The sequence below is a fragment of the Streptomyces sp. NPDC002499 genome (assembly GCF_053595415.1).
On the sequence record NZ_JBSFXO010000001.1, the window covers coordinates 148,390 to 170,696 of the forward strand.

Sequence of the window (22,307 nt, forward strand, 5' to 3'; positions counted from 1 at the left end):
AAGGTGGAACCGGCGCCGAGGGCCCGTTCCCCGCCGTCGACCGTTGGACCCCCGAACGGGCTTGAGGGTTGCGCGAGTTGGCGCCTCTGGATCGTCGTCAGGGGCCGGTGAACGCCGTCTCCAGGAGGTCGGCGAGGAGGGCCGCACAGGAGCCGTCGGGGTCGAGATCGGGATCGTAGATGGTGAGGTTGAAGCCGACGCACCGCTCCGAACGCACCAAGGTCCGCAGCAGCGGGGCGAGTTCGTCGGGCAGGAGTCCGCCGGGGTCGGGGCTGTCGACGGCGGGCATGACCGACGGGTCCAGGACGTCCGCGTCGAGATGCACCCAGAACCCCTCGGTCACGGGCACTTCAAGGGTCTGGACGACCGCGCGCGCCAACTCCTCGGCACCCCATTCGCGGAGCTCCCCGACGGTCGCGTTCATGATCTTCAGCTCGGTGAGTTCGGCGCGCTCGTCGTCGTAGTCCCGGATCCCGAAGACCCGTACGTCCTCATCCTTCAGATACGGCTGGAGCCCTTCGAGGTCCGTGAGGTCGCGCTGGCCGCGGCCGGTCGCCAGGGCCAACTCCTCGCCGCCCGCGGCACCGACGCGGTCGGAGTTCCCGGGGTGGCGGAAGTCCGCGGATCCGTCGATGACCGCGAGTCCGTAGCGGCCGATGCGGCGCAGGGCGAGCGAGGCGCCGAGCTGGATCGAGCAGTCCCCGCCCAGGACGATCGGGAAGTCCCCTGCCCTGACGTGCTGTTCGATGCGGTCGGCGAGCTTGCGGGTGTACGTGGCGATCGCCTCGGCGTTGAACACGCCGTCGCCCTCGCTCCAGTCACCGCGGTCGTAGCGGGGCGGAACGACGACTCCGCCCTCGTACGCCCCCAGCCGCTGCACCAGGCGCTGCTCGCGCAGGGCGCCCGCCAGCTTGTAGCAGCCCGGCACGCTGCCCTCGGTGGGTGGGCGCAGGCCGAGATTGGACGGGGCGTCGATGACAACGAGACGTGGCATTCCGTCATTCTGGCCGGGCAGCGGACCTGGGACCACAACGCTTTCCGTCCGGGCGGACCGCAGGAGCGCCCGGCACACCTGGCCGATCAGGTCAGACCCGCCGCGATGGCCCGGCGGACCGCGTCGGCCCGGTCCCGGATGTCGGCCTTGGCGAACAGGTTGTTGATGTGGGTCTTGACCGTGGCCTCGCTGATGAAGAGCTTCTCGGCAATGGCCCGGTTCGGCAGGCCCTGGCCGATGAGGCCGAGGACCTCGCGCTCGCGGGGCGTGAGGTCACCGGGCAAGGACTGCTCGGGGGCCGGTGGGCGGGTGCGGACGGTGGCCAGGAGGCGGTCCTGGACCTCGCGGTCGAGTACGGACTGGCCCGCGGCGGCGGCCCTGATCGCGCGGATGATGTCCTGGCGGCCGGCGTTCTTCGTCAGATAGCCGCGGGCTCCGGCGCCGAGGGCGGCCAGGATCGAGTCGTCGTCGGCGAACGTCGTCAGGACCACGACCGCGATCTGCGGATGCTCCTCGCTCAGGCGGCGGGTCGTCTCGATGCCGTCCAGCACGGGCATCCGCAGGTCCATCAGCACGACGTCCACCGGCGTGCCGGCCACGGCGGTGAGCACCTCGGTACCGTCCGCCGCTGCCGCGACGACCTCGATGTCCTCGGACATGCCCAGCACCGCGGCCAAGGGCTCGCGGACGGCGGCCTGGTCGTCGGCGACGATCACCTTCAACCGCTTCGGGTTCTCGGTCGGTTCGCTCATCCCGGGATCACTGCCTCCACTTGCCAGCCGCCCTGTTCCGGTCCTTCGACGACCGGGCCCGCGGTGATGGTGCCGCCCAGCAGGGCGACGCGTTCACGCATGCCGATCAGTCCCATTCCGCTGCCGACGCCCGCGGTCACGTCGCGGGTCGCGGGTCCGTTGTGGATCACCAGTGTGCTCGACGCGGCGGCGAAGGTCAGCTCCACCCCCACGGTCGCGCCCGGGGCGTGCCGGGCCGCGTTGGTCAGTGCCTCCTGGGCGATCCGCAGCAGGTTCTGGGTGACCGGTGCGGGCAGCTCGCGGACGGTTCCGGTGACGGTGAGGACGTCGCGGTGGCCGGAGGACTCGATCATCGCCGTCAGGCTCTCCAGCAGGGGCAGCGAGTCCTCGCGCAGCGCGTGCACGGTCCACTGGGCCTGCTTCAGGCTCTCCCGGACCATGCTGTGCGCCTTGCCGTTGGCCTCGCGGACCTTCTCCAGGTCGCCGGTGTCGATCAGGGCGTCCGCCAGCTCCAGTTGCATGTTGATGCCGGCCAGTGAGTGCGCCAGCACGTCGTGGACGTCCCGGGCGATGCGGCTGCGCTCGGTGAGCACGGCGGTTCGGGCCTCGGCGCGGGCGGCTCGCTCGGCGGACTCGGCGGACTCGATCATGGCCTCCACGGCTCGTTGCCTGCTGCGGCTGAGAATCCCGATCACCACCGGCAGACCGGTGGCGACACCGAGCGTCCAGGCGAGCGACTCGTGCCCCGGACCGAGGCGGAAGTACAGGACCGCGCCGCACAGCGCACTGGACAGGGCCGCCAGCGAGAGAGCCTGCCGGAGCGGCAGGCGGTAGCCGATGTGACCGACGAGGAAGTACGCGAACAGGTAGCCGGAGCCGGTGCGGCTCACCCCGACCAGGGCGGCGGCCGCAACGACGCCGACGGTCAGCCAGACGAGGGCGACGCGCGGCGGGAGCCTGGCGTCGGACAGGTGCCGGACCGTCATGGCGACGCAGTTGACCGCGAGAAGAAGGGCGACCGCAAGGCCGCGGCCGCTGAAGCCGACCGGCCTCACGGTCGCGATCGAGACGGCGACGACGGCCAGGGTGATGGCCCCGTGCAGGCCGAAGTCCTGGCGGGGCACGACCCGCGGGCCGGGCTCCCTGTCGGAAGTCGGCCCGGGGGCGGGGGCACTCTCGGGTGCGGACACGGCGCGACCATAACCCACGGTCAGGCGGTGCGGTCGAGGACCGACGCGGGGCGTGTGCCGGAGGGAACCTCGCGCTCGACCAGGCGGCTCCGGACGAAGATCGTGGCCAGGCGTGTGACCACCTCGGTGAGCGCCATCAGCACGAACGCGGCGACCCATGCCTGGTCGGTGGTGATGTGGTGCGTGATGCTGAACCGGGCCACGTCGTCGGCGCCTCCGTGATCGGTCCACAGCTGGAATCCCATGCGGGCGCCCATGCCCAGCACCCACAGAACCGCCGAGACCGTGCCCGCCTTGATGAACAGGTGTCCGCCCGTGGTGCGGATCCGGGTGTATACACCGCCGGCGATGCCGAGCACCGCGCCGACGGCGACCAGCGTGCCGATCAGTTCGAGGTCGTTGCCCGCGGTGGGCACGGAGTGCAGGTAGTGGGAGGCCACGAAAGCCACGATCCCCAGGGGGATCAGATACGTCTTGTGGTCCAGGCGGCCTTCCCGCAGCTGGCGGAAGACGACGAGGAGGAGGGCGATGTCGGTGATCCAGTCGGTCGTTGTCATGCCCTCAAGCGTGCTGTCGCCGGCCCTCTCGCACCTGGACCCATGGGTGGAAGTGAGGGTGGAGACGGAGATCCACCACCACGTCTCCTGAGAGCGGTGTGTTGTCGGTCAATTCCTGATGCGAGTAACTCGGAAATGACACGTAAGTTACCGATAGGTTTCTCGTGACTTGTTTACCAAATATTAGTAGAACCAGTTTCCTTTGTGTGAGAGGAAAGGGATCTACATGGACTCCAGATCACGCGACAACCTGCAAGGAAGAGGTATTTCCCGGCGTCGGCTCATTGGTGGAACAGGTTCTATTTTTGGCGCTGCGGCGCTGGGTGCATTTGACCTTCCCGGCGCCGCCGCAGCCCCTCAGACGTCGGCTGTGATCGAGCCCGGCGCACGGGTGGCCGCCCTCGTGATCGGCACGGGATACGGCGGGTCCGTCACCGCGCTCCGGCTCGCCCAGGCCGGCGTGGACGTGCACATGGTCGAGATGGGCATGGCCTGGGACACCCCGGGAACCGACGGCAAGGTCTTCGCCAACACCACGTCCCCCGACTACCGGTCGTACTGGCTCCGCACCCGGACCAAGCAGCCCCTGAGCAACTTCCTCGGCTTCCCGCTCGACAAGGACGTACCGAAGTACACGGGCGTCCTGGACGCCGAGGAGATGGGCGGCATCACCGTGTACCAGGGCCGCGGTGTCGGCGGCGGCTCCCTCGTCAACGGTGGCATGGCGGTGACGCCCGAGAGGAGCCGCTTCCCGGCGGTCCTTCCGTCGGTCGACGCCGACGAGATGTACGACGTGTACTACCCGCGGGCCAACAGCAACCTCGGCGTCAACCTGATCGACCCGGCCTGGTTCGAGACGGCGGACGCGTACCAGTTCTCACGCGTGGGCCGCAAGCAGGCCCAGCGGTCCGGTTTCCGCTTCACGTTCGTCCCGAACGTCTACGACTGGGACTACATGAAGCAGGAGGCGGCGGGGACGGTGCCCAAGTCGGCGCTGGCCGCCGAGATCCTGTACGGCAACAACTACGGCAAGAAGTCCCTGCAGAAGACCTACCTCGCGCAGGCCCGCGCGACCGGCCGGGTCACCATCTCACCGCTGCACCGGGTCACCACGGTGACGCCCACCACCGGCGGCTACACCGTGACCATCGAACAGCTCGACACGGTCGGAGGTGTCACCACCACCAAGACAGTGACGGCGCAACGGGTGTTCTTCGCCGCGGGCAGCGTCGGCACGAGCAAGCTGCTGGTCCGCCTGAAGGCGACCGGCGCGCTCCCCGCCCTCAACAGCGAGATCGGCACCGGCTGGGGCGACAACGGCAACGTCATGTGCGGCCGGGCCAACCACCTGTGGGACCCGACCGGGGCGCTCCAGTCGTCGATCCCGACCGCGGGCATCGACAACTGGGTTGCGGGCGGCGCGTTCGCCGAGATAGCGCCGCTGCCGACCGGCATCGAGACCTGGGCGTCGTTCTACCTGTCGATCACGAACAATCCGAACCGCGCCAAGTTCACCTGGAACGCGGCGACCGGGAAGGTGGATCTGGACTGGCAGACCGCGTGGAAGCAGCCGGCGATCACCATGGCGAAATCGATCTTCGACAAGATCAACGCCACCGAGGGGACCATCTACCGCACCGACCTCTTCGGCGTGTACAAGATCTGGGGCGACCACCTCACGTACCACCCGCTCGGTGGCGCCGTCCTCAACAAGGCCACCGACAACTACGGCCGTCTGCGCGGCTATTCGGGCCTGTACGTGGTGGACGGTGCGCTGATTCCCGGCAACGTCAGCGTCAACCCGTTCGTCACCATCACCGCGCTCGCGGAACGCAACATCGAGAAGGTCATCGCCGAGGACCTCTGACCGAACGGTGAATCTCCGACCGGACACCTGTGGGCCGTGGCCAACGCCCCGGCCCACAGCCCGAGTTGCCGAGTCGGGAACTCTACGACGGCTTCAGGACACACACGCTGTCGAGCCCCAGCACATGATTGAGACGGCCGAACGCCAGCCATGAGCCGATGCTCATGCTCAACTCCACGATCTCCGCCTGGGTGTAGTGCGCCTTCATCCGGTCCCAGAACTCGTCGTCGAGGTTGAGGTGGTCGACCGCGTAGCGCTCCGCGTACTCGGCGGCGAGCCGGGTCCGTTCGTCGAAGGCGTCCGTCGTGCGCCACTGCGCCACCGCGTCCAGGAACCCCGCGTCGACCTTCTCCTCGCCCTCGCGTTCGGTACGCCAGTCCAGGCAGAACAGGCAGCCGTTGATCTGCGCGATGCGCAGCCGGGCGGCCTCGAACTCGCGCAGTCCGAGGGTCGAGTACTCGTAGACGGACATCGAGTAGACGCTGGCCGCGTGACCGATCTTGGGCACCATGTCGCCCCAGACGTACGGGATGGGCTCGGCGCCCTCAGGGATGTCGATCCGCATGATCACTTCTTTCCCAGTCTGCCCACCGCGGGGCGCAGCGGGACGTCGAGTGCGTCGAAGAGACCCGGTTCGGCCTCGACGAGCCAGTCGATGGCGTTCACCAGCCGGCCGGCCGCCGTCGCGTTGCCGCCCGCGGCTCTGTTGTCTCCCTCGTCCATGGCCTCGACGGTGACCTCTATGCGGGGCCGCCCTTCGACGATGACGCGGTGCGCGCCCGCCCCGCCGTCCGGCGCCACCGGCCAGTCCGGGGCACAGGAGGCGTGGATACGGGTGACGTGCTCGACGACGATGCGGGGCTCGCCCCCGACCATGCCCAGCACCTCGACACGTATCGCCCCCTGGGTGCCGGCCGCGAACTCCCCCATCGTGTCGGTGACGACGGTCGATTCGAGGGGCCGGCGTTCCAACGTCTCCTCGATGCCGTCCAGTTCGACACCCAGCGCGCGGGCCATCATCCGCAGCTGTCCGCCCCAGATCATCGTCGGGATGCTCTCGACGAGCATCAACGGCTGGTAGTCCAGCGGATGTCCCATACCGATCAGGTCGCGGACCGATTCCTCCTGGTCGTACGTCGAGTAGTCGAAGATCTCCTGGCAGCGGACGGCGTCGATCTCGGAGCCCAACCCGCTGACCAGCAGCGGGAGTACGTCGTTGGCCCACCCGGGGTCGACACCCGACACGAACAGCGAGCCGCCGCCTGCCGTCGCGGCCTCCACCAGTACGTCACGGATCTCGTCCGGCGCGTTCGTGCAGTCGTACATGCCGTACAGGGACGGTGTGACGACCACCGCGCCGACGCGGAGCGCGCGACCGATGTCCTCGATCGCGCCGTCCAGGCGGACGTCACCGGACGCCGCGTACACGACCGCGCGGGGACCCGCGGCGAGGACCGCCTCCACGTCGTCCGTCGCCGCCACCCCGAGTCGCCGGTCCAGCCCGCTGAGCTCGCCCGCGTCCCTGCCGACCTTGGCGGGATTCGACACCAGCACGGCCACAAGGCTGAGCATCGGATGCGCCGCGACGGCTCTGATGGCCGCACGCCCGACATTGCCTGTGCCCCAAACCACCGTGGGAATCATGGCCGGAGGGTAACGATGCACCCCAAAACTTCCCATAGCCGTGCACGAGGAATCGGCGTTCAGTGTGCGGAGTCGGCCGAGACCTCCATGTCCATGAGCGGGGCGTACTGCTGGCCCGCGTAGCAGTCGGTGTCGTGCAGGTCGCCCTGGACGGTCGGGCGTGGGAGGGAGACCTTGACGGCGAGGGCGCGGGGGTGGTTGACGACGTGGATGTCGTCGGGGTCGGCTTCGTAGAGGGTGGCGAAGAGGTTCTTGTCGAGGAAGCCGGTGGCGACGAGGGCGTCGTACGCGTCCTTGTCGTGGCACATGAAGTCGAAGGTCAGCGTGAAGGGGCCGGCGTTCTTGGAGCGGACCAGGGAGCAGTAGTCGAGCAGGGTGGTCATGGGGTCACAGCTCCTCGGTGGTGGTGCGGAACAGTTCGGTGGGGGTCACGCCGGTGACGACGTGGTTGAGGGTGAAGCGGTACAGGGGGCCGCGGTCCGTCTCGGGCGGGGAGTACGGGTAGGCCAGGGTGGAGACCAGGCCGTCGTACTCCGGGATGGGCAGGTGGCTGCTGGCGTGCGCGACGAACGTGGCGATGGCGTGGGCGGTCTCCTGGTCGGGGGCGGTGACGGTGATGAGGACGCCGAGTTCGCGGGGAGTCAGCGGGTCGGGCTCACGGCCGGCCAGCACGGCGCCCGTGCCGTAGAGGCGGTAGTCGATGTCGATGTCGGCGGGGTCGACGGCTCCGTCGAAGACGTCGAGGATCTTGGCGTCGAAGTACTGCTTGGCCATCGGCAGCAGCTTGGGCAGGGCGTCGATGACGACACGGTCGCGCACACCTCCGAAGACGACGGTCTGGTGGCCGACGAGTTCGGCGCCTTCGAGTTTGTTGGTGTACCCGTCGGCCGGCAGGTAGCGGGCGCCTCGCACGCGGACGGTTCGGTCGTCGACCGCTTCGTAGGTGGCGTCGGTGGTGTCCAGCACGCCCGAGGGCTCGGCGACACGGAACGGGTCGGCGTTCTCGTACAGGGTGTGCGCGGCGACCGAGCGAGGGGTCAGCCGGCTGCCGTCGGCGAGGGTGGTGACGTCGAAGTGGTCCGCGCGCAGGGTGACGAGCAGTCCGTTGGCGGACGGGGGGACGGCGCAGGCCGCGCCGCACTCGATGGTCTTGGCCATGTGCCAGGTCAGGCCCGGGTCGGCGCCCTTGAGGTGCGGGAGGGCCGCGAACAGCGCGGTGTCACTGGCCCGGCCCGCGAGGATCACGTCGCAGCCGGCCTGAAGGGCTTCCTGGAGGGGCTCGACGCCCATCATCGCGACGGTGTGGCTGCGGGCGAACACCTCCCGGTCGATGACGGGCGCGTTCGCGAGGGGTCGGATGCGGCCGACGTCGTGGAGGTTCTGGAGACGTTCCGCGGGCTGGTCCGAGTAGATCAGGCCCAGTTTGAAGTGCAGGTCTCCCTCGGCGGCCAACTTGCGAGCGAGGCCTGCCATCCAGTCGACGCCGACGTCTCGGCCGGACGTTCCGCACGACCCGATGATCAGTGGTACGCCGAGTCGGTCGCGGGCCTGGAGGAGCAGGCGCAGGTCGCGTGTGACGGCCTGGGCGGACAGTTTGGGGGTGCCCGAGCCCAGGGCGGCGGGGCCGGAGTCAGTGGACCCGGCGTCGCAGGCGATCACGTCCGGGCGGGCGGCGACACCGCGCGCGAGGGCGTCGGCGTCGAACCCGGCGCCGAGCGCGCCGGTGGGGGCCAGGATGCGGAGTTCCATGAGGACGGTGCCTTTCGGTGCTGCGTGTGAAGGAGGCGGAACGGTCGGGGCGTCACGCCATGGGCCGGTCCGGGGTGCGGCGGGCCAGGCGGGTGAAGACGAGGAAGGTGACGCCGGCGAAGAACGCGGCGTTCAGGAGCATGCAGCGCCAGCTCGTGAGGTCGATCGTCGTGCCGAGGACCGCGGGACCGAGCGCCATCCCGGACGCGGACGCGATCGTGTACAAGGCCGTGTACGTGCCCAGGACCCTCTGCGTGGGGGCGAGATTCCACAGCGCGACAAGCGCGTTGACGGCGAACGACGCGTACCCGAGGGAGGACAGCACCATCGACGCGATCGTGCCGGGGACGGTGGGGACGGCGAAGCCGACGAGGAGGCCGACGATGAACAGCCCCACGCCGTAGCGCATGGCACGCATCTGTCCGAGCCGGTCGGAGAGGTAGGCGATCGGCAGGACGCAGACGAGGAACGCGACGGCGCCGGGCAGCGCAAGGCCGCCGGCCTCTCCCCGGGTCAGGTCCAGCACCTGCGTGCCGTACGGAGTCATGAGGGAGCGCAGCGCCGACCACATCCCGGCGAAGCAGAAGATGCCGATCATCAGCAGGAGCGTCGGACTGGACGGCGAGCGCACCGCGTCCCTCACCACCGCCCAAGGCGAGCCGAACTCCCCCGCCTGGTCTGTCTTCTCCTCGGGGAGCACCCGCTCGGCGTGACGGCGGCCGAGGAACGCCCAGGACAGGCCCAGCATGATCAGCATCAGCAGCGGCGGGATCGCGAACGCGAGCCGCAGGGAGCGGTCGACGACGAGCAGGCTGATCAGGGAGGAGACGACGATGGTCAGGCTGACGCCGGCCTTGACGAACCCCTGGGCCCGGCCGCGTCGGGACGGGGCGACGTAGTCGGAGACGAGGGTCTCGGTGACGCCCTTGAAGGCGTTGGCGACGGCGGCGAAACCGACCACGCACACCAGCAGCAGGGGGAGGTTGCCGGCCCACGGTATGAGGACGAACGGCACCGTGGCGACGGCGGCGCCGACCAGGACGATCGGCCAGCGGCCGGTGCGGCGGCGGGCCAACTTGTCGGAGAGGAATCCGACGGACGGCTGGGTGAAGATGCCCCAGGAGTGGTCCAGGCCCATGATCAGGCCGATCACGCCGGCCGAGGTGAAGTGCTGCCGCAGTTGTTCGGGGACCTGGGCGTCGTAGAAGTTCCACACCGCCTCCTGTGCGAACACCGCGAGCGTCACCCACAGCACGGCGGCGTGGTTCAGCTGCTCGCCCGCGCGTGAGGGCGGCCTGGTCGTCGTCGCACCGGGGGCGGGCGGGGAATCGGGGATCATGGCGGCTCCAGTGCTACATGCTATAGCAAAAGGGGAGGGTGAAAAGAGAGGCCTGTCCGTCCCAGGGCAGGCAGAGGATCCGGGGTGGCGGCTGTCAGACGCCGGAGAGCTGGACGAGCGCGGCGCGGTGGTGGTGCGCGGCGAGTTCCTCGGCGCGGTCCTCGTCCCGTTCGAGGAGGGCGTCCAGGAGCAGCCGGTGTTCGTGGTAGCGGGCGCGGAACGCGTCGGCGCGCTCGGGTGCGAGCCTCATCGTGAGATCGAGCCGTTCCTCGTAGCTGAACGCCCGCGCCTGTTCGAGCAGCCCGGTCAGAACCGGATTGCCCACGCACTCCTCCACCTGGCGATGGAAGAGACGCAGCTTGTGGAAGACGGTCGTGAGCCGCTCGGCGACATCGACCTCCATGCCGTGGTCGGCGACATCAGCCTCCGAGCCCTGCTCGGCGACGGTCTTCTCGACATCGGCGACGATCAGGTCGGTCTCCGCCAACAGGGAGACCAGAGCGGTGAGTTGTTCGGCGGTGGCGTTGCGGGCCGCGAGCCGGGCCATGAGGGCGGACAGGCGCACCTCCGCCTCGACGATCTCCGAGCGGGCCGCCGAGGAGTGGTCGGCGATGCGCAGGGCGCGCGGGCCGACCCGTTCGACGACCTTCTCGTGCACCAGCTGGCGCAGCGCCTCCCGCACCGGGGTGGGGCTGACACCGAGCCGGGTAGCGAGAGCACGTTCGGTGATCTTCTCCCCCGGCCGCAGGACGCCCTCACGGATCGCGTCCCGCAGCCGCCGGTAGGCCTGGTCGGCCAGCGACATCGTCTCCACGGTGCCCAGGGCGTCGGTGCTCATGCCAGCAAGAATGCCTCCTGCTATAGCAAACAGTCAATGGGCGAGGCGGCCGCGAGAGTGCCCGCACCCCGCCTCGCCCTCTTGCGTCCCTCGATCACAAGATGCGACCCGGCATGCAACCACCGCGCCAGTTCAGGGGTGTTACTGACAGGAATACGCGCTCCCTGACCAGAGCGCCGAACAGTTGATGAAACGGGGAAAGACGGGGTGTGCGCATGATCAGCCCTCGTACGCCTGCCGCCTCTGGAGGAGAGGCGGTCTGGAGATCGGACCAGAAGGCGGACGCCGGCGGCGGACCGGAACCGGAGCCGGACCCGACCGAGCACGACCTCCCGGATCTCACGGACTTCGAGACGTACGCGGCCGTCCGCTGGCGGCGGATGCTGCGCATCGCCTACCTGTTGACCAACGGTGACCACCACGAGGCGGAGGACCTCGTCCAGACCACCCTCGCCAAGGTGTACCTGCGCTGGAACCACGTACGCACCCTCGACGCCCCCGACCAGTACGTCCGGCGGGCGCTCATCAACAACAACACCACGCGGCAGCGCAGACGACGGGTCGTACAGCTCCTCACGCCGCACCTGACCGAGCCGCACATACCGGCCGGTGAGATCAGCATGCACGACACCTATGCCGACCGCTCCGAGCTCTTCGACGCGCTCGCGACCCTCCCGCCCCGCCAACGCGCGGTCGTCGTACTGCGCTACTGGGAGTGTCTCAGCGAGCAGGAGACGGCACAGATCCTCAACTGCTCGGTGGGCAACGTGAAGAGCCAGGCCAGCCGTGCCCTCAAGAAGCTGCGCGACTGCGCGGCCCTGTCCGACTACGCCGCCGCAGCGGCCCAAGGGTGAAAGGGGACCCGTGATGACGACCGACATGTCACCGCAGCCACCGGTACCCGAACTGTGGCAGGCACTCGACGAGGCCGCACGCGACTTCGTGCCCCCGTCGTTTCCGCACGACCGGATCATCCACCGCAGCAAGGTCATCAAACGACGACGCAGGCTGGCGGCCGCCACTCTCAGCGCGGCGCTTCTCGTGCCCGTCGGCATCGAAGTCGTCGCCCTGTCCGAGCCCGACGCCTCGCACTCCGTCACCAGCTCCCGTCCGACCCCCTCGCGCTCCCCCTCCCCGCACGACACGGCGAACCGTGACTCGGAGGTGCGGATCGTCCGCCCCGGGGAACGGATCCAGGTCGGCCTCGGCGTCTGGTACCTGCTCCAGCCGACCAAATTGTGCGACGGGCAGACCGGTGACAAGAAGCCCATCTGCGTCAGCGATCTCGATATCGAGGACCCGCGCGCTTTGCCCGTGACCGAGAACGCGTTTCCCCTCCCCAAGGGCGTGGTGCACATCCTCGCCTACACCGGCAAGGCTCCCGCGGCCCGGATCACCATGACGGAGGACGGCCGGACCACCACGCTCCCCATCGTGCGGCTGGCCGGACGGCCCGTCTACGTGAGCACGTACGCCGTCAGCGCCCCCAGGGATGTCGGCGAACTCGCCACGAGCCCGACGAAGCCGGCGGACCGCCCCCTCTTCCGCGTGTACGGCGCCGACGGCAAGGTACTGGTGAGCGTGCGAGGGTGGTGACTCGTGCCGGTGCCGCTCGGCCGACGCCGATTTGCGGGAACGGCAACAAAAGTGGTCCCGCGAAGGCGTCATGGCCGACGGTGGGCACATGACCGACGACATCGCAGCGCAACCGGCTGCCTTCGACGCCCCCTCGCCCGCCGGCACCTACGCCGGAGACCCTACGGTGCGCGCGGAATGGGACACCCGGTACGCCGACCGGCAGCAACTGTGGAGCGGCCGGCCCAACGGCGCGCTCGTCGCCGAGGTCGCCTCGCTCACGCCCGGCCGCGTGCTCGACGTCGGCTGCGGCGAGGGCGCGGACGCCGTCTGGCTCGCGCGCGGCGGATGGGACGTGACCGCGCTCGAGGTCTCGGGCGTGGCGTTGGAGCGGGCCGTCGGCCACGCACGGGACGCGGACGTGCCCGTGCGCTGGATCCACGCCTCGCTGACGGACGCGGCGCTCCCGCCGGCGTCCTTCGATCTGGTCTCCGCCCAGTACCCGGCTCTGCTGCGCACCCCCGACTCCGCGGCCGAGCGCGCGCTCCTGGCCGCCGTCGCACCGGGCGGTGTCCTGCTGCTCGTGCACCACGCGGGGATGGACACCCACCAGCCGGACGACAGCGGCTTCGACCCGGCCGACTACGTCTGGCCCTCCATGGTCACCGCACTGCTCGACGACGACTGGGAGATCGAGGTGGACGAGGAGCGGCCGCGCGTGGCACCCGAGGGCGGCGCCGGGGCCCATCACCAGGACGACATCGTGCTGCGCGCGCGACGCTTGCGCTGAAGTCCGCCGCCACCGCCTCATCGCCCAACCCCCCTTGCTTCCAAGGGAGTTGACCGGCCGAACGAAGGACACCCTGACCCACCCCACATGGCCCCGCGGACGCCGTCCTCCCCGTCTCGTCCGCGCGGCACAATCCCTCTCGCGATCTGTAGCCTCCCGAGATCACGCGAGATAATTTGAACCGACAACGACACAGGGGAGGATCACGTGACGCCTACTCAACTGAGGGCGTTCGCGGCCGTCGTACGGCTCGGCTCGGTCAAGGCCGCCGCCCGCGACCTGTCGGTGTCGGAGGCGGCGGTCTCGATGCACGTCGCCCATCTGCGCAAGCAACTGGGCGACAAGTTGTTCGCGCGTACGGGAGCGGGGCTCGCCTTCACCCCGGGCGGACTGCGCCTCGCCAGCCGCGCGAGCGAGCTGCTGGGGCTTCAGGACCGCACCATTCTGGAGGTCAGCCAGGCGGGGTTCGGGCGACGGCTCCTGCGGGTGGGGGCGTCCAGTCTCTTCGCCGAGTACGCGGCTCCCGGTCTCATCGATCTGTTCGCCAACCGCGCGGACGACCTGGACGTCGAGCTGAGCGTGCACAGCAGCCACCAGTTCCCGGGGCTGCTGGTGAACCGCACGATCGACGTGGCCCTCGGCCCACGGCCCGCGCCGGCGGACGGAAAGATCGCGTGCGTACCGTTCCTCAACTACGCGATGGCCTTGGTCGTCGGTCCCCAACACGCCCTGGCCGGCCGCCCCTTGGGCACCCAGGCATCGGTCAGTGAACTGCGGCAGCAGACCTGGCTGCTGGGACCTTCCGCCGTCGACCGGGCCGACCTGGCCACGACGGTGCTCCGGCAGATCAACGTGCCCGAAGAGCAGCAACGCATCTTCCAGAGCCACACCGCCGCGGTCGAGGAGGCCAAGCACAGCAAGGGCGTGGCACTGGTGCTGGCGTCCGCCGTGACCCAGGACGTCGCGGCGGGTGACCTACGGCAGTTGTCCGTCCCCGCGTTCACCGCGCGCAGCGCCTGGCATGCGGCGACGCTCTCCGGGCGTACGGCACCCGCCGCGGCCGAGGAACTGGTGAGGTTCGTGACGACGCCTCGCGCCACCCAGGCGATGCTGCGCGGCGGGGGTGTCAACGCGGGACGATTCAGGCCCGCGATCCATGTGACCCTCTGGAGTTGACGCCGGAGCCGTCCCGGCGCTCGGTGGCGATCTCGCCCAACACCCGTTCCAGGTCGTGAAAGGTGTCGCCAGGCAGGAACCGGTGGCAGAACGGGAGCGCGGCCGCCATCGCTCCGACGCGTGGCTCGAAGCCGGGCACGGACGCGCGCGGGTTCATCCAGATCACCTGGTGGGCGCGTCGCCGCAGCCGATACATCGCCTCGGCCAGTTCCTGCGGGCTGTCCGCGTCCCAGCCGTCGGAGCCGATGATCACGACCGCGCCCCGCACACACTCACCGTGCCGCGAGTCGAGCAGGGCGCGGACGCTGCTCGCGATCCTCGTGCCGCCGAACCGATCGGTGACCTGGGCCGTCGCGTTCTCGATCGCGGTCCGTGCGGACCGGTGCGCGAGGACGGGCGTCAACCGGGTGAGGGACGTGGCGAAGGCGAAGACCTCGGCACGGACACCCGCCCGCAGGACGACCGCCCGCATCAGATGGAGGTAGGCGACAGCCTGCGCCTGCATGGACCGGCTGACGTCGCAGAGCATGACGGCGGGACGCGGTGTGTGCACGGGCCGCACCCGTACGGGACACAGCGGCTCCCAGCCAGTACGTCGAGCACGGGCGAGCGTGAGCCGGAGCGCGATCCGTCCGCGGGTACCGCCGACCGGCGCGAGCCGACGCGATCGACGTCGGGGCCAGGTGGGTACGGCGTTCTCCAGCCAACGGCCCAGGAGCGCCGTCTCCTCGGAGCCCAACTGCTCGAACGGCACGTCGAGATTCCCTGGTTCGCCGCTGGCCCGTGGCCGGGGCACGAGGAGCGTGGCCTCCGGCGTTTCCGTGTCCTGCCGGTCGCCGTCCTCGACCATGCGCGGCAGCGTCACCCAGGGAAGCCCTCCTCGGTCGACGCTGCCATCGGCTCCCTGGTCCCTGTTCCCCTCGGGTGCCTGGGTGCGTTGACGGCCGCGATCCCTGCGGGCGTTGGGGTCGAGTGCGAGGACCGCGTCCTCGAAAACGGCGGCGAAGACCGCGTCGAAGTACGGCAGTTGGTCGTCGTACCGCACCAGGCAGATCCGGGCGGTCCAGTAGAGCTCGGTCCGGGTGTGGGGCGGCGCCACGGTCAGGGCCTGGACGAAGGTCGTGCCGTTGGTGAGTCCGACCCCGACGCCGTGCTCCCGCAGCCGCACCGCGAACGCGGTGGCGAAGGCGGCGAGGTCGACACCGCGCAGCAGCAGGGCCGGGGCCGAAGAAGGGGCAGGGGCGTTCATGGCGTCCGGTTCACCGGGCTATGAGGTAGACGACGATTCCGATGACCACGACCAGGACGACGAGGACAGGTATCAGCCTGCGGTAGACGGATGATCCGGCGATGTCGAGGAGGTCGACGGGAGCGACGTTGGGGGCGGCCTCGGCGGTCGACGCGCTCGACGCGGTCGACGCGGTCGACGCGGTCGACGCGGTCGACGCGCTCGATACGGTCGGCTCAGTCGGCTCGCTCAGCGCAGCAGATGCGATCGGCTCAGGAGATGCGATCGGCTCGGCGACCGTAATGGATGTCGGCTCCTCCGCAGTCGTATGGAGCTGGTTCTCCAGGTTCTTGACGAACTGGCCCAGCAGTTTCTCCGAGACCTCCTTGATCATCCCGCTGCCGAACTGGGCGATCTTTCCGGTGATGTTGAGGTCGGTCTCGACGGTGACCGTCGTGACGTCTCCCTCCGCGCTCAGCCTCGCGTCGATCACCGCCGAAGCGTTGCCCGCACCCCGGGAGTCCTTGCCCTTCGCCCGGATCACGGCGCGGTGTTCGGCCTCGTCCTTCTCCACGAATTCGGCGGTCCCCGCGTACTGGCTGATCACCGGGCCGACCTTGATCTTCACCTTGCCGCTGTACACACCTCCGTCGACGCCGGTGAGCTGGGCGCCGGGCATGCAGGGCGCGATGCCTTCCAGATCCGTCAGCGCCTCCCAGGCGCGGTCGATCGGTGCGTCGACGGTGAACTTGTTGTCGATCCTCATCGGTTGGCGTCCGTTCCCGCGCTACGCGGACGCGGGCTGCGGATAGCCCAGTTCGTCCAGCGCGTCCGTGATGGTGGTGTGGTCGTCGGGACTCTTGGCCAGTGCGCTGAGGGTGCGGAGGATGTCGGCGCGCACCAGGTCCGTGGCGCGCAGTGCGGTGAGGGCGGAGACCCAGTCGATGGCCTCGGCCATCCCGGGGGCCTTGTCGAGGTCCAACTGCCTTACCCTGCCGACGAAGTCCGTCGCGGAAGCGATCAGCGGGCGGCTCGCCGCCGGCACGGATCTGCGGAGGATGTCGGCCGCCCGCTCCGGGGCGGGGAAGTCGATCCAGTGGTAGAGGCAGCGGCGGCGCAGCGCGTCGTGCAGTTCCCGGCTCCGGTTGGAGGTGAGGACGACCAGGGGCTTCCGCTCGGCATGGAAGGTACCGAGTTCGGGGACGGTGACGGCGGCCTCGCCCAGGAACTCCAGGAGCAGCGCCTCGAATTCGTCGTCGGCCCGGTCGATCTCGTCGATCAGCAGCACGGGTGCCACCGGGCCGGCATGTCTGATCGCCCGCAGGATCGGCCGGTCCTGGAGGAATTCCTCGGTGAACAGGTCGGCGTCGGTGAGGCGTTCCACGCGTGACTCCGCCAGTCTGATGGCGAGGAGCTGCCGCTGGTAGTTCCACTCGTAGAGGGCTTCGGACGCGGTCAGTCCCTCGTAGCACTGGAGCCGGATGAAAGGGGCGTCCAGCGCGGCGGCGAGGGCCTTGGCCGCGGAGGTCTTGCCGACACCCGGTTCGCCCTCGACTAGCAGGGGGCGTTCCAGTGCGACGGCGAGGTAGAGCGCGGTGGCCGTGCCCTCGTCGACGAGGTAGTCGACCTCGTCGAGCCGTCGCCTGACGTCGTCGGCGTCCGCGAAGGCGTCACTCATCGTGCTGCGCGGACGCGTACCGGTCCCGGCAGTGCGTGCCGCAGAACCACAGGTCCGCTCCCCCGACGGTGAGATGGGGTGTGTCGGGCAGGACGGTGACCGTCATGCCGCAGACCGGATCCGTGGCGCTCCGAGCGGCGGCGGGGGCGCCTTCACGCGTCGGCAGGGCCCGCCGTGTGCGGACCGAGGTGATGATCTCCGCGAGGATCGACAGAGCGACCTCGGGCGCGGTACGTGCTCCGATGTCGAGGCCGGCCGGACTGCTGATCCGGGCGCGGTCCGCGTCCGGGAGGTCGAGGCCGGCCAGCACCGACGCGCCGCGTCCACGGCTGGCGACCAGCGCGATGTACGGCACCTCGGCCGCCAGCGCGCTCCGCAACGACTCCTCCTCGTCCCGGCCGTGGCTCGCCACCACGACGGCGTCGGTTCCTCGGGACAGGTGCCCCGACGGCAGCGACCGGGCCGCAGTGTAGCCGAGGAGTTCGCACATGGCGGCGACCGCGTCCGCGACCGGTGTCCGGCCGACGATCTCGACGAGCGGTGACGGGAGCCTCGGTTCGAGGAAGATCTCCAACGCCCCGCCCGACAGGCAGGGGTTGACCACCACGCGCGCGCCCGGCGCCTCGGGAAACCCGGTCTCGTCCTCGGGCAGGACGCGCAGCAGCAGCGGCCCACCGCCGTCGAGCGCGCCGAGCGCCGCCGTTCGCACACTGGTCTCCGCGCATACGCCGCCCACGAAGCCGTCGATGGTCCCGTCGGCGAGCACGATCGCCTCGTCACCGGCGTGCGCCGAACTCGGCACCTGGGCGCGCACCACGGTGGCATGGACGAACGGCACGCGGGCGGCGGTCAGTTGCTGCATCCGCGTACTCAGTGAGGGCGGCCGTTCCGGCGCTGTCGGCGCCGGATTCGCTGTCGGCATGGGGCGTGTCCACCTCCTTGGGTCAACGGGCGTCGAGGACTTGGCGTCAGATGGGCGGCTCGGGCCGGCCGCGCATCGCGTCCCACACCCGTGACGGCGTCAGCGGCATGTCGGCGTGCCGGACGCCGAAGGGGCGCAGCGCGTCGACGACGGCGTTGACGATCGCGGGCGGCGAGCCGACCGTCGCGGACTCCCCCACACCCTTGGCGCCGATCGGGTGGTGCGGCGAGGGCGTGACGGTGAACCCGGTCTCCCAGTCGGGGACTTCGAGTGCGGTCGGGATCAGATAGTCCATCAGCGAGCCGCCGAGACAGTTGCCGTCCTCGTCGAAGGCGATCATCTCCATCAGCGCCATGCCGACACCGTCGGTGAGACCTCCGTGCACCTGGCCCTCGATGATCATCGGGTTGATCCTGGTGCCGCAGTCGTCCACGGCGACGAAGCGCCGGACCTTGACCTGCGCGGTTCCGGGGTCGATGTCGACCACGCAGATGTACGCGCCGTGCGGGTAGGTCAGGTTCTCGGGGTTGTAGCAGATCTGCGCCTCCAGACCGCCCTCGATCCCTTCGGGCAGGTCGCCCGCGCCGTGCGCGCGCATGGCGATGTCCTGGATGGTGACGGACTTGGCCGGGTCGCCGGCGACGTGGAAGGCGCCCTTGCGCCACTCCAGGTCGGCGACGGACACCTCCAGCATGCCCGAGGCGATGATCCGCGCCTTGTCCCGGACCTTGCGGGCGACCAGTGCCGCTGCCGCGCCGGAGACCGGGGTGGAGCGACTGCCGTAGGTGCCCAGGCCGAAGGGTGTCTGGTCGGTGTCGCCGTGGACGACGTCGATGTCGGCCGGCGGGATGCCGATCTCCTCGGCGACGATCTGCGCGAACGTGGTCTCGTGGCCCTGTCCCTGGGACTGCACGGAGAGCCGGACCACGGCCTTGCCGGTGGGATGGACGCGCAGTTCGCAGCCGTCGGCCATGCCGAGGCCGAGGATGTCCATGTCCTTGCGCGGCCCGGCGCCGACCGCCTCGGTGAAGAACGAGATCCCGATGCCCATGAGTTCACCGCGCGCCCGCTTCTCGGCCTGCTCGCGGCGCAGCTCCTCGTACCCGGCCAGTTGCATGGACAGGCGCATGGTGGGTTCGTAGTTCCCGGAGTCGTAGACCCATCCCGTCTTGCTGCGGTAGGGGAACTGTTCGGGCTTGATGAAGTTCTTCAGCCGCAACTCGGCCGGGTCCATGTCGAGTTCGAAGGCGAGGCAGTCGACGATGCGCTCGACCAGGTAGACGGCCTCCGTGATGCGGAACGAGCAGGCGTACGCGACGCCGCCGGGGGCCTTGTTGGTGTAGACGGCGGTCATCTTGCAGTAGGCGGCCTCGATGTCGTAGCTGCCGGTGAAGACCCCGAAGAATCCCGCCGGGTACTTGACCGGCGCGGCCGTGCCGTTGAACGCGCCGTGGTCCGCGAGGACGTTGGTGCGGATCCCGAGGATGCGCCCGTCGCGGGTGGCGGCGATCTCGCCGCGCATCACGTAGTCGCGGGCGAATCCGGTGCTGGTGAGGTTCTCGGAGCGGTCCTCCATCCACTTGACCGGTGTGCCGGTCAGGAGGGATCCGACGATCGCGCACACGTAACCGGGGTAGATGGGCACCTTGTTGCCGAAGCCGCCCCCGATGTCGGGCGAGATGACCCGGATCTTGTGCTCGGGCAGTCCTGCGACGATCGCGTAGAGCGTCCGGTGGGCGTGCGGGGCCTGGCTGGTGGACCAGAGCGTGAGCCGGCCCTCGACCGAGTCGTAGTCGGCGACCGCGCCGCAGGTCTCCATCGGCGCGGGGTGCACGCGGGGATAGACGAGGTCCTGGCTGACGACGACGTCCGCGCGCTCGAACACGGCGGCGGTCTCCGCCTCGTCGCCGGTCTCCCAGTCGAAGCAGTGGTTGTCGGCCTTGCCCTCGAGGTCGTCTCGGATGACCGGGGCCTCGGGCGCGAGTGCGGTGCGTACGTCGACGACCGGGTCCAGGATGTCGTAGTCGACGTCGATGAGTTCGAGCGCGTCGCGGGCCGCGTAGCGGTCCTCGGCGACGACGAACGCCACCTCCTGGCCCTGGAACCGGACCTTGTCCGTGGCGAGTACGGCCTGGACGTCGTTGGAGAGGGTCGGCATCCACGCCAGACCCTTCTCGGCGAGCATGGCTCCGGTGACGACGAGCTTCACCTTCGGATGGGCCTCCGCGAGCGTGGTGTCCACACTGAGGATGCGGGCGTGTGCCATGGGCGCGCGCAGGATCGCGAGGTGGAGCATCCCGGGCAGTTGTACGTCGTCGACGTACCGGCCCCGGCCGCGGACGAACCTCGGGTCCTCCTTGCGGAGCATGCGGCCGTGTCCGACGGGGTGCTGGTCGTTGTCGGTGAACGAGGTGGCGGGTCCGTCCGCGGGGTGGTCGGCGACGGTGCTCATGACGACCTCCTCGCCGCCGCGCCGGCGACGGTCACGTCCGGGGGTGTGCTGTCGTCGGCCTGCGCGGTCGTCCTGGTGCCCGCCTCCTCGGCTGCCGCCCACTGGACGGACCTGACGATGGTGGCGTACCCGGTGCAGCGGCAGATCTGGCCCGAGATCGCTTCCCTGATCTCCTGGTCCGACGGGTTCTTGTTGCGGTCCAGCAGGGCCCGGGCGGTCATCATCATGCCGGGCGTGCAGAAGCCGCACTGGAGTCCGTGGCACTCGATGAAACCCCGCTGGACGGGGTCGAGTTCGCCGTTCGTCTCCAGCCCCTCGACCGTGCGGACCTCGTGTCCGCCGGCCATCGCGGCAAGCACCGTGCAGGACTTGACGGGTTCGCCGTCCAACCAGACCACGCAGGTGCCGCAGTTGCTGGTGTCGCAGCCCCAGTGGGTGCCGGTGAGCGCCAGGTGATCGCGGAGGAAGTGGACGAGCAGGAGCCGCCCCTCCACCTCGCGGGTGACCTCCTCACCGTTGACCACCATCGTGACCTGCATGTCAGCCTCCCAGCGGGCCGCGTGCGGCCGTTGTCGACGTGCGTGCCCGGTCCACCGCTCGGCGCAGTGCGCGGATGGTCAGTTCCTTGGCGAGGTGCCGCTTGTACTCGGCGCTGCCGCGGCGGTCGGTCACCGGATCGCAGGAGGAGGCGGCGATGGTGCCGGCCCGCTCGTACAGTTCCTCCGACGGCCGGTGGCCCCGCAGGGCTTCGGAGATCTCCGGCAGTCCGGTGGTGTTGGGCCCTACGGCCGCCAGACCCACCCGCGCGTCAGAGATCACGTCCCCGTCCAGCCACACGGCCACGCCGACGGAGACGACCGCCCAGTCCCCCGCCCGCCGTTCGACCTTCTCGTACGCGCTCGATCCGCCGGGGCGGACGGGAAAGCGGACCTCGATCAGCATCTCGGCGTCGCCGACCGCCGTTTCGTAGGGGCCGCGGTAGAAGTCCTCCATGCTGACCTCGCGGCGGCCGTCCTTGTTCTGGATGACGCACCTCGCGTCGAGCGCGGTGCACACGGCGGACAGGTCTTCGGAGGGGTCCGCCTGGCAGAGCGAGCCGCCGAGTGTGCCGCGGTTGCGGACCACGGGATCGGCGATGACGCGCTCCGCGTCGGCGAAGATCGGGAGCGGCCCGGCGAGTTGGGCGGACTCCAGCAGTTCGCGGTGGCGGGTGAGCGCGCCGATCCTGATCAGACCGGGCTCCGCGGTGATGTAACCGAGTTCGTCGGACAGGTCGTTGATGTCGACCAGGTACTCGAAGTTGGCGAGGCGCAGCTTCATCATCGGCAGCAGGCTGTGCCCGCCCGCGATCAGCCGCGCGGTGTCGCCGAGCCGGTCGAGCAGTCCTATCGCGTGATCGACACTGGTGGCGCGCTCGTACTCGAATGGCGCGGGAACCTGCATCGCGCTCCCTCTCTGCGAACCTCGGCTGTGAACCTGGGGACGTCGTCGTGTCCGGTCATTCGGCCCCTCGCCACCGGATCCGTCAACAGCGACTTAAGGAGTCGCTTAATCCG

At 69.8% G+C, this 22,307-nt stretch carries 22 protein-coding genes; 5 read left to right on the forward strand and 17 right to left on the reverse strand.

All coding sequences use genetic code 11. From position 1 onward, the window contains the following. Positions 1-97: 97 nt before the first annotated feature. The 4 genes from ACWD5F_RS00740 to ACWD5F_RS00755 all read right to left on the reverse strand — a co-directional run bounded on the left by ACWD5F_RS00740 (position 98) and on the right by ACWD5F_RS00755 (position 3,493). Positions 98-994: an arginase family protein gene (locus tag ACWD5F_RS00740; protein ID WP_451249715.1), complete on the reverse strand. Its 897-nt coding sequence runs from the start codon at positions 992-994 to the stop codon at positions 98-100. Positions 995-1,080: 86 nt separating this feature from the next. Beyond that, complete coding sequence (locus tag ACWD5F_RS00745; RefSeq protein WP_451249717.1) at positions 1,081-1,746, reverse strand: response regulator transcription factor; 666 nt, start codon at positions 1,744-1,746, stop codon at positions 1,081-1,083. Further along, positions 1,743-2,954 carry a sensor histidine kinase gene (locus ACWD5F_RS00750; RefSeq protein WP_451249719.1) on the reverse strand — a complete coding sequence of 404 codons (1,212 nt, stop codon included), beginning with the start codon at positions 2,952-2,954 and terminating at the stop codon, positions 1,743-1,745. The genes ACWD5F_RS00745 and ACWD5F_RS00750 overlap by 4 nt, the downstream gene beginning before the upstream one ends. Positions 2,955-2,956: 2 nt before the next feature. Beyond that, complete coding sequence (locus ACWD5F_RS00755) at positions 2,957-3,493, reverse strand: hypothetical protein (protein ID WP_451249721.1); 537 nt, start codon at positions 3,491-3,493, stop codon at positions 2,957-2,959. A gap of 226 nt (positions 3,494-3,719) precedes the next feature. Here ACWD5F_RS00755 and ACWD5F_RS00760 point away from each other — a divergent pair, with 226 nt between their 5' ends. Then, positions 3,720-5,360, forward strand: coding sequence for a GMC oxidoreductase (locus ACWD5F_RS00760; protein ID WP_451249723.1), 1,641 nt, complete (start codon positions 3,720-3,722; stop codon positions 5,358-5,360). Between the two features lie 82 nt (positions 5,361-5,442). On the opposite strand, the gene ACWD5F_RS00765 is transcribed toward ACWD5F_RS00760, so the two are convergent. From ACWD5F_RS00765 to ACWD5F_RS00790, 6 genes are all read right to left on the reverse strand, one after another. Further along, positions 5,443-5,925, reverse strand: a complete 483-nt coding sequence (locus ACWD5F_RS00765; protein WP_451249725.1) for a carboxymuconolactone decarboxylase family protein — start codon at positions 5,923-5,925, stop codon at positions 5,443-5,445. A gap of 2 nt (positions 5,926-5,927) precedes the next feature. After that, positions 5,928-7,004 carry an NAD(P)H-dependent amine dehydrogenase family protein gene (locus ACWD5F_RS00770; protein ID WP_451249727.1) on the reverse strand — a complete coding sequence of 359 codons (1,077 nt, stop codon included), beginning with the start codon at positions 7,002-7,004 and terminating at the stop codon, positions 5,928-5,930. A gap of 59 nt (positions 7,005-7,063) precedes the next feature. Next, positions 7,064-7,387, reverse strand: a complete 324-nt coding sequence (locus ACWD5F_RS00775) for a DUF4387 domain-containing protein (protein ID WP_451249729.1) — start codon at positions 7,385-7,387, stop codon at positions 7,064-7,066. A gap of 4 nt (positions 7,388-7,391) precedes the next feature. Next, positions 7,392-8,753, reverse strand: a complete 1,362-nt coding sequence (locus tag ACWD5F_RS00780; protein WP_451249731.1) for an acyclic terpene utilization AtuA family protein — start codon at positions 8,751-8,753, stop codon at positions 7,392-7,394. A 52-nt stretch (positions 8,754-8,805) separates the two neighbouring features. Beyond that, on the reverse strand, positions 8,806-10,092 hold the full coding sequence (locus ACWD5F_RS00785; RefSeq protein ID WP_451249733.1) for an MFS transporter: 1,287 nt from the start codon (positions 10,090-10,092) through the stop codon (positions 8,806-8,808). A 94-nt stretch (positions 10,093-10,186) separates the two neighbouring features. Next, entirely contained in the window at positions 10,187-10,930 is a 744-nt protein-coding gene (locus tag ACWD5F_RS00790; protein WP_451249735.1) for a GntR family transcriptional regulator, read from the reverse strand. A 215-nt stretch (positions 10,931-11,145) separates the two neighbouring features. Here ACWD5F_RS00790 and ACWD5F_RS00795 point away from each other — a divergent pair, with 215 nt between their 5' ends. The 4 genes from ACWD5F_RS00795 to ACWD5F_RS00810 all read left to right on the forward strand — a co-directional run bounded on the left by ACWD5F_RS00795 (position 11,146) and on the right by ACWD5F_RS00810 (position 14,471). After that, positions 11,146-11,784, forward strand: coding sequence for a SigE family RNA polymerase sigma factor (locus ACWD5F_RS00795; protein ID WP_451249737.1), 639 nt, complete (start codon positions 11,146-11,148; stop codon positions 11,782-11,784). A 13-nt stretch (positions 11,785-11,797) separates the two neighbouring features. Then, positions 11,798-12,526 carry a hypothetical protein gene (locus ACWD5F_RS00800; protein WP_451249739.1) on the forward strand — a complete coding sequence of 243 codons (729 nt, stop codon included), beginning with the start codon at positions 11,798-11,800 and terminating at the stop codon, positions 12,524-12,526. Positions 12,527-12,614: 88 nt separating this feature from the next. Continuing rightward, entirely contained in the window at positions 12,615-13,295 is a 681-nt protein-coding gene (locus ACWD5F_RS00805; protein ID WP_451249741.1) for a class I SAM-dependent methyltransferase, read from the forward strand. A 207-nt stretch (positions 13,296-13,502) separates the two neighbouring features. Next, complete coding sequence (locus ACWD5F_RS00810) at positions 13,503-14,471, forward strand: LysR family transcriptional regulator (RefSeq protein ID WP_451249743.1); 969 nt, start codon at positions 13,503-13,505, stop codon at positions 14,469-14,471. Here the strand turns inward: ACWD5F_RS00810 and ACWD5F_RS00815 are convergent. The 7 genes from ACWD5F_RS00815 to ACWD5F_RS00845 all read right to left on the reverse strand — a co-directional run bounded on the left by ACWD5F_RS00815 (position 14,437) and on the right by ACWD5F_RS00845 (position 22,194). After that, entirely contained in the window at positions 14,437-15,720 is a 1,284-nt protein-coding gene (locus tag ACWD5F_RS00815) for a vWA domain-containing protein (protein ID WP_451249745.1), read from the reverse strand. The genes ACWD5F_RS00810 and ACWD5F_RS00815 overlap by 35 nt on opposite strands. A gap of 10 nt (positions 15,721-15,730) precedes the next feature. Continuing rightward, positions 15,731-16,465 (reverse strand): SRPBCC family protein, encoded by a 735-nt coding sequence (locus ACWD5F_RS00820; RefSeq protein ID WP_451249747.1) that lies wholly within the window; start codon positions 16,463-16,465, stop codon positions 15,731-15,733. A 21-nt stretch (positions 16,466-16,486) separates the two neighbouring features. Next, positions 16,487-17,377 carry an AAA family ATPase gene (locus tag ACWD5F_RS00825; protein WP_451249749.1) on the reverse strand — a complete coding sequence of 297 codons (891 nt, stop codon included), beginning with the start codon at positions 17,375-17,377 and terminating at the stop codon, positions 16,487-16,489. Further along, positions 17,370-18,239 (reverse strand): XdhC family protein, encoded by an 870-nt coding sequence (locus ACWD5F_RS00830; RefSeq protein WP_451249751.1) that lies wholly within the window; start codon positions 18,237-18,239, stop codon positions 17,370-17,372. Before ACWD5F_RS00830 ends, ACWD5F_RS00825 begins: the two co-directional genes overlap by 8 nt. Before the next feature lie 106 nt (positions 18,240-18,345). Then, positions 18,346-20,751, reverse strand: coding sequence for an aerobic carbon-monoxide dehydrogenase large subunit (locus ACWD5F_RS00835; protein ID WP_451249753.1), 2,406 nt, complete (start codon positions 20,749-20,751; stop codon positions 18,346-18,348). Further along, positions 20,748-21,290: a (2Fe-2S)-binding protein gene (locus tag ACWD5F_RS00840; protein WP_451249755.1), complete on the reverse strand. Its 543-nt coding sequence runs from the start codon at positions 21,288-21,290 to the stop codon at positions 20,748-20,750. The genes ACWD5F_RS00835 and ACWD5F_RS00840 overlap by 4 nt, the downstream gene beginning before the upstream one ends. Position 21,291: 1 nt before the next feature. Next, the gene (locus ACWD5F_RS00845) at positions 21,292-22,194 is read right to left on the reverse strand and encodes an FAD binding domain-containing protein (protein WP_451249757.1); all 903 of its coding nucleotides are present in this window, start codon (positions 22,192-22,194) and stop codon (positions 21,292-21,294) included. Between the last annotated feature and the right edge of the window lie 113 nt (positions 22,195-22,307).